5 protein-coding genes and 2 pseudogenes are annotated in these 6232 nt (G+C 55.7%); all 7 read left to right on the top strand.

From position 1 onward, the window contains the following. On the top strand, positions 1–1165 hold a 1165-nt coding region (locus R7190_RS25235; RefSeq protein ID WP_000320694.1), incomplete at its 5' end, for an IS91-like element ISVsa3 family transposase. Between the two features lie 345 nt (positions 1166–1510). Further along, positions 1511–2023, top strand: coding sequence for a dihydrofolate reductase (locus R7190_RS25230; RefSeq protein ID WP_086371372.1), 513 nt, complete (start codon positions 1511–1513; stop codon positions 2021–2023). A gap of 82 nt (positions 2024–2105) precedes the next feature. Then, positions 2106–2441, top strand: a pseudogene (locus R7190_RS31380) (toprim domain-containing protein); the annotation flags it as partial. A gap of 13 nt (positions 2442–2454) precedes the next feature. Further along, positions 2455–3483, top strand: a pseudogene (locus R7190_RS25225) (IS91-like element ISVsa3 family transposase); the annotation flags it as partial. Between the two features lie 30 nt (positions 3484–3513). Next, positions 3514–4398, top strand: a complete 885-nt coding sequence (locus R7190_RS25220; protein WP_001447541.1) for a DUF3363 domain-containing protein — start codon at positions 3514–3516, stop codon at positions 4396–4398. 216 nt (positions 4399–4614) lie between these two features. Beyond that, on the top strand, positions 4615–5829 hold the full coding sequence (floR, locus tag R7190_RS25215; RefSeq protein WP_000214122.1) for a chloramphenicol/florfenicol efflux MFS transporter FloR: 1215 nt from the start codon (positions 4615–4617) through the stop codon (positions 5827–5829). 27 nt (positions 5830–5856) lie between these two features. Beyond that, positions 5857–6162: a LysR family transcriptional regulator gene (locus R7190_RS25210; protein WP_001255015.1), complete on the top strand. Its 306-nt coding sequence runs from the start codon at positions 5857–5859 to the stop codon at positions 6160–6162. The last annotated feature ends 70 nt before the right edge of the window (positions 6163–6232 follow it).

The raw sequence follows: 6232 nt of genomic DNA, 5'->3' as shown, positions 1-6232 counted from the left end.
GGTTGATGAAGTACTGCCTGAACAACCCATGCGTCAGTGGGTGTTGAGCTTCCCGTTTCAGCTGCGTTTCCTGTTTGCCAGCCGGCCCGAGATCATGGGGTGGGTGCTGGGCATCGTTTACCGCGTCATTGCCACGCACCTGGTCAAGAAAGCGGGCCATACCCACCAAGTGGCCAAGACGGGCGCGGTCACCCTGATCCAGCGTTTTGGATCGGCGCTCAATCTGAATGTTCACTTCCACATGCTGTTTCTCGACGGTGTGTATGTCGAGCAATCCCACGGCTCAGCGCGTTTCCGCTGGGTCAAGGCGCCGACCAGCCCAGAGCTCACCCAGCTGACGCACACCATCGCCCACCGGGTGGGTCGCTATCTGGAACGGCAAGGCCTGCTGGAACGGGATGTCGAAAACAGCTATCTGGCCTCGGATGCGGTGGATGACGACCCGATGACACCCCTGCTGGGGCACTCGATCACTTACCGTATCGCTGTCGGTTCACAGGCGGGGCGAAAGGTGTTCACTTTGCAAACTCTGCCGACCAGTGGTGATCCGTTCGGTGACGGGATTGGCAAGGTAGCCGGGTCCAGCCTGCACGCCGGCGTGGCGGCCAGGGCCGATGAACGCAAGAAGCTCGAACGGCTGTGCCGGTACATCAGCCGCCCGGCGGTATCCGAGAAGCGGCTGTCGTTAACACGAGGCGGCAACGTGCGCTACCAGCTCAAGACGCCGTACCGGGACGGCACCACGCACGTCATTTTCGAACCATTGGATTTCATTGCAAGGCTGGCCGCCCTGGTACCGAAGCCCAGAGTCAACCTAACCCGCTTCCACGGGGTGTTCGCACCCAACAGTCGGCACCGGGCGTTGGTCACGCCGGCAAAACGGGGCAGGGGCAACAAGGTCAGGGTGGCTGATGAACCGGCAACACCAGCACAACGGCGAGCGTCGATGACATGGGCGCAACGGCTCAAGCGTGTTTTCAATATCGACATCGAGACCTGCAGCGGCTGCGGCGGCGCCATGAAAGTCATCGCCTGCATTGAAGACCCTATAGTGATCAAGCAGATCCTTGATCACCTGAAGCACAAAGCCGAAACCAGCGGGACCAGGGCGTTACCCGAAAGCCGGGCGCCACCGGCTGAGCTGCTCCTGGGTCTGTTTGACTGACGAGCCTGAAGGCCAACGATACCAATCAAAATGCTGCGTTCACAGCGCCGCGGCAGGGATCCGCCGTGCTGGTTGTCGGAAAAGGAGCCGCTAGTGGGAAAGAGGAGGGTAAATTTTCAGCGTTGCTGGCTCCCCGTCAGCCGGATTGGGTTGCATCGCAGGGGTGTCGAAAGAGTCAACTGCGGTCCAAAGCTGTTGGACTTGGGTGAAAAGGGCGTTTATTCTTCCTATACGTATGATTCAAACTGCAGATGAGTTACATTTGAAAGAAAAGGTGAAAAAACCAATTGAGAAATTATTGCATGTGCTTAATGCCTCAAATAAAAAATTAATTATTCAATACCGATCATTATGAAACTATCATTAATTGTTGCCATGGATAAAAATTTTGGCATTGGTAAAGACAACGATTTGTTATGGAAATTGCCGGCTGATATGAAATTCTTTAAAGAAACTTCAACAGGTCATGTAGTAATAACCGGACGTAAAAATTATGAATCTATTCCTGAGAAATTTAGACCCTTGCCAAATCGTGAAAATGCCGTTTTAACTCACCAAATCGGCTATCAAGCACCAGGAGCTCATGTCTTTTTTTCACTTACTGAATGTTTAGAGTTCTATAAAAATGAAACCGAAAGAACTGTTTTCATCATTGGTGGGGGACAAATTTATGCAGAAGTTATGCAGCGAAACATCCTTCAAGAAATGTATATCACACAAGTAGATGGAGTGTTTGACGCAGATACTTTTTTTCCTAAATTTTCTGAATCTGAGTGGAATAGTGAAACTGTACTGAAACAGGGTATTGATGAAAAACACGCTTTTGCTTTTGAAATAAAAAAATATACACGTAAATAACTCTAAAACTTACTGTTTTTGTTGAAATGTTTTGTATGTAACGGTTTCAAAACTTCAACGACCTTACTAACTTTGCCTCCTTATGATTTTATGTATAGCTGAAAAACCTTCTGTGGCAAAAGATATTGCCGAAGTAATTGGTGCAAAACAACGCAACAACGGCTTTTATGAAGGAAATGGCTATTGGGTAACCTGGACTTTTGGCCATCTGTGTACATTGAATGAACCCCATGATTACAAAGAAAATTGGAAATACTGGAAATTGGAAGATCTGCCAATTGTACCTAAAAAATTTGGCATTAAACTAATTGATAACGATGGAGTAAAAAGGCAATTTGCTGTTATTGAAAAATTGGTAGCATCTTGTTCTGAAGTCATCAATTGCGGGGATGCCGGGCAGGAAGGGGAGTTGATACAAAGATGGGTATTGGCACCTGGTCAAGAAAGCGGGCCATACCCACCAAGTGGCCAAGACGGGCGCGGTCACCCTGATCCAGCGTTTTGGATCGGCGCTCAATCTGAATGTTCACTTCCACATGCTGTTTCTCGACGGTGTGTATGTCGAGCAATCCCACGGCTCAGCGCGTTTCCGCTGGGTCAAGGCGCCGACCAGCCCAGAGCTCACCCAGCTGACGCACACCATCGCCCACCGGGTGGGTCGCTATCTGGAACGGCAAGGCCTGCTGGAACGGGATGTCGAAAACAGCTATCTGGCCTCGGATGCGGTGGATGACGACCCGATGACACCCCTGCTGGGGCACTCGATCACTTACCGTATCGCTGTCGGTTCACAGGCGGGGCGAAAGGTGTTCACTTTGCAAACTCTGCCGACCAGTGGTGATCCGTTCGGTGACGGGATTGGCAAGGTAGCCGGGTCCAGCCTGCACGCCGGCGTGGCGGCCAGGGCCGATGAACGCAAGAAGCTCGAACGGCTGTGCCGGTACATCAGCCGCCCGGCGGTATCCGAGAAGCGGCTGTCGTTAACACGAGGCGGCAACGTGCGCTACCAGCTCAAGACGCCGTACCGGGACGGCACCACGCACGTCATTTTCGAACCATTGGATTTCATTGCAAGGCTGGCCGCCCTGGTACCGAAGCCCAGAGTCAACCTAACCCGCTTCCACGGGGTGTTCGCACCCAACAGTCGGCACCGGGCGTTGGTCACGCCGGCAAAACGGGGCAGGGGCAACAAGGTCAGGGTGGCTGATGAACCGGCAACACCAGCACAACGGCGAGCGTCGATGACATGGGCGCAACGGCTCAAGCGTGTTTTCAATATCGACATCGAGACCTGCAGCGGCTGCGGCGGCGCCATGAAAGTCATCGCCTGCATTGAAGACCCTATAGTGATCAAGCAGATCCTTGATCACCTGAAGCACAAAGCCGAAACCAGCGGGACCAGGGCGTTACCCGAAAGCCGGGCGCCACCGGCTGAGCTGCTCCTGGGTCTGTTTGACTGACGAGCCTGAAGGCCAACGATACCAATCAAAATGCTGCGTTCACAGCGCCGCGGCAGGGATCCGCCGTGCTGGTTGTCGGAAAAGGAGCCGCTAGTGGGAAAGAGGAGGGTAAATTTTCAGCGTTGCTGGCTCCCCGTCAGCCGGATTGGGTTGCATCGCAGGGGTGTCGAAAGAGTCAACTGCGGTCCAAAGCTGTTGGACTTGGGTGAAAAGGGCGTTTATTCTTCCTATACGTGCCGCGTTCCAGGCGGCGACTATGAGGGCTATGTCGATGCCCATGTGCGCCGGCTGGAGGCGCTACGCCGGGCCGGTATCGTCGAGCGGATCGACGCCGACCAATGGCGCATCCCCGATGATCTGGTCAGCCGTGCCGCCGCCCATGACGCCGGCCGAGACAGTCAGGCCAGCGTTCGCGTCCTTTCCCCGGTCGATCTGAACAAACAGATCGGATCGGACGGCGCGACCTGGCTGGACCGGCGGCTGATCCACGGCGAGACGGCCGACCTTGCGCCAACCGGCTTCGGGCAACAAGTCCGCGAAGCCATGGACCAGCGCCGCGAGCACCATATCGAACAGGGCGACGCCACCCGCAGCCGGGACAGCCGCGTCTTCTACCGGCGCAACCTTCTCGCCATCCTGCGGGAGCGCGAGGTAGCCGGCGTCGGATCGGATATGGCTTTGAGTAAGGGCCTGCCGTTCCGCGCCGCCACGGACGGCGAGAGCGTCAGCGGCAAGTTTACCGGAACCGTGCATCTATCGAGCGGCAAGTTCGCCGTGGTCGAGAAATCCCATGAGTTCACCCTTGTCCCGTGGCGGCCGATCATCGACCGCCAACTCGGCCGCGAGGTTATGGGCATCGTGCAGGGCGGGTCGGTGTCGTGGCAGTTAGGGCGGCAGAGGGGGCTGGAACGCTGAGTGCGCCCATGCCGCATTGCGAAGCAAAAGATAATCGGATAAAATGTAGCAATTCATATTCGTAAGCGTGGAGTAATCAGATGGGAAATTCCAAGTCAGCAGACAAGTAAGCCGCAACAACCAGTATTGTTGTTGCGGCGCTCTGTAAGGCTAGTCTCATCTGATTGCTGACGAGCAGACGTCGCCCGGTATTCCTTAATCGAGGGTTGATTCGTCATGACCACCACACGCCCCGCGTGGGCCTATACGCTGCCGGCAGCACTGCTGCTGATGGCTCCTTTCGACATCCTCGCTTCACTGGCGATGGATATTTATCTCCCTGTCGTTCCAGCGATGCCCGGCATCCTGAACACGACGCCCGCTATGATCCAACTCACGTTGAGCCTCTATATGGTGATGCTCGGCGTGGGCCAGGTGATTTTTGGTCCGCTCTCAGACAGAATCGGGCGACGGCCAATTCTACTTGCGGGCGCAACGGCTTTCGTCATTGCGTCTCTGGGAGCAGCTTGGTCTTCAACTGCACCGGCCTTTGTCGCTTTCCGTCTACTTCAAGCAGTGGGCGCGTCGGCCATGCTGGTGGCGACGTTCGCGACGGTTCGCGACGTTTATGCCAACCGTCCTGAGGGTGTCGTCATCTACGGCCTTTTCAGTTCGATGCTGGCGTTCGTGCCTGCGCTCGGCCCTATCGCCGGAGTATTGATCGGCGAGTTCTTGGGATGGCAGGCGATATTCATTACTTTGGCTATACTGGCGATGCTCGCACTCCTAAATGCGGGTTTCAGGTGGCACGAAACCCGCCCTCTGGATCAAGTCAAGACGCGCCGATCTGTCTTGCCGATCTTCGCGAGTCCGGCTTTTTGGGTTTACACTGTCGGCTTTAGCGCCGGTATGGGCACCTACTTCGTCTTCTTCTCGACGGCTCCCCGTGTGCTCATAGGCCAAGCGGAATATTCCGAGATCGGATTCAGCTTTGCCTTCGCCACTGTCGCGCTTGTAATGATCGTGACAACCCGTTTCGCGAAGTCCTTTGTCGCCAGATGGGGCATCGCAGGATGCGTGGCGCGTGGGATGGCGTTGCTTGTTTGCGGAGCGGTCCTGTTGGGGATCGGCGAACTTTACGGCTCGCCGTCATTCCTCACCTTCATCCTACCGATGTGGGTTGTCGCGGTCGGTATTGTCTTCACGGTGTCCGTTACCGCGAACGGCGCTTTGGCAGAGTTCGACGACATCGCGGGATCAGCGGTCGCGTTCTACTTCTGCGTTCAAAGCCTGATAGTCAGCATTGTCGGGACATTGGCGGTGGCACTTTTAAACGGTGACACAGCGTGGCCCGTGATCTGTTACGCCACGGCGATGGCGGTACTGGTTTCGTTGGGGCTGGTGCTCCTTCGGCTCCGTGGGGCTGCCACCGAGAAGTCGCCAGTCGTCTAACCGACGACTGGTAGCAGGCCCGCTCCGATGCGGCGCACTAACCATCGAAACCTCGTGAATGTCGGTATCCTGTCTGGCAGGATACCGCTCATTTCCCTTGTTCAGTTCATCGCCGTCGCCGAGCATCTGAATTTTCGGCATGCGGCCAAGGCACTTGGTATCAGCCAGTCGAGCGTCAGCGCGCGTGTGAAAGCGCTGGAGGATAACCTTGGTGTCCTGCTATTTGAGCGCCATGCGCGGGGCGTTCGGCTAACAGACGCAGGCAGGCACTTCATGGAGCGTGTCACGGCGGGTGTCGATCAACTCGATCACGCAGTGAAGACCGCGGAGTGACGGGCACTGGCTGGCAATGTCTAGCAACGGCAGGCATTTCGGCTGAGGGTAAAAGAACTTTCCGCTAAGC

The organism is Vibrio sp. 1078-1 (assembly GCF_033340475.1).
Note: the sequence above shows the minus strand (reverse complement) of the source record. Positions and strands in the feature narration are given on the sequence as shown.

What these genes read in the sequence shown, in the direction of transcription:
- floR (WP_000214122.1), top strand. Translation starts at nt 4,615, where the DNA reads ATGACCACCACACGCCCCGCGTGGGCCTATACGCTGCCGGCAGCACTG.
- R7190_RS25210 (WP_001255015.1), top strand. Translation starts at nt 5,857, where the DNA reads ATGCGGCGCACTAACCATCGAAACCTCGTGAATGTCGGTATCCTGTCT.
- R7190_RS25220 (WP_001447541.1), top strand. Translation starts at nt 3,514, where the DNA reads ATGCTGCGTTCACAGCGCCGCGGCAGGGATCCGCCGTGCTGGTTGTCG.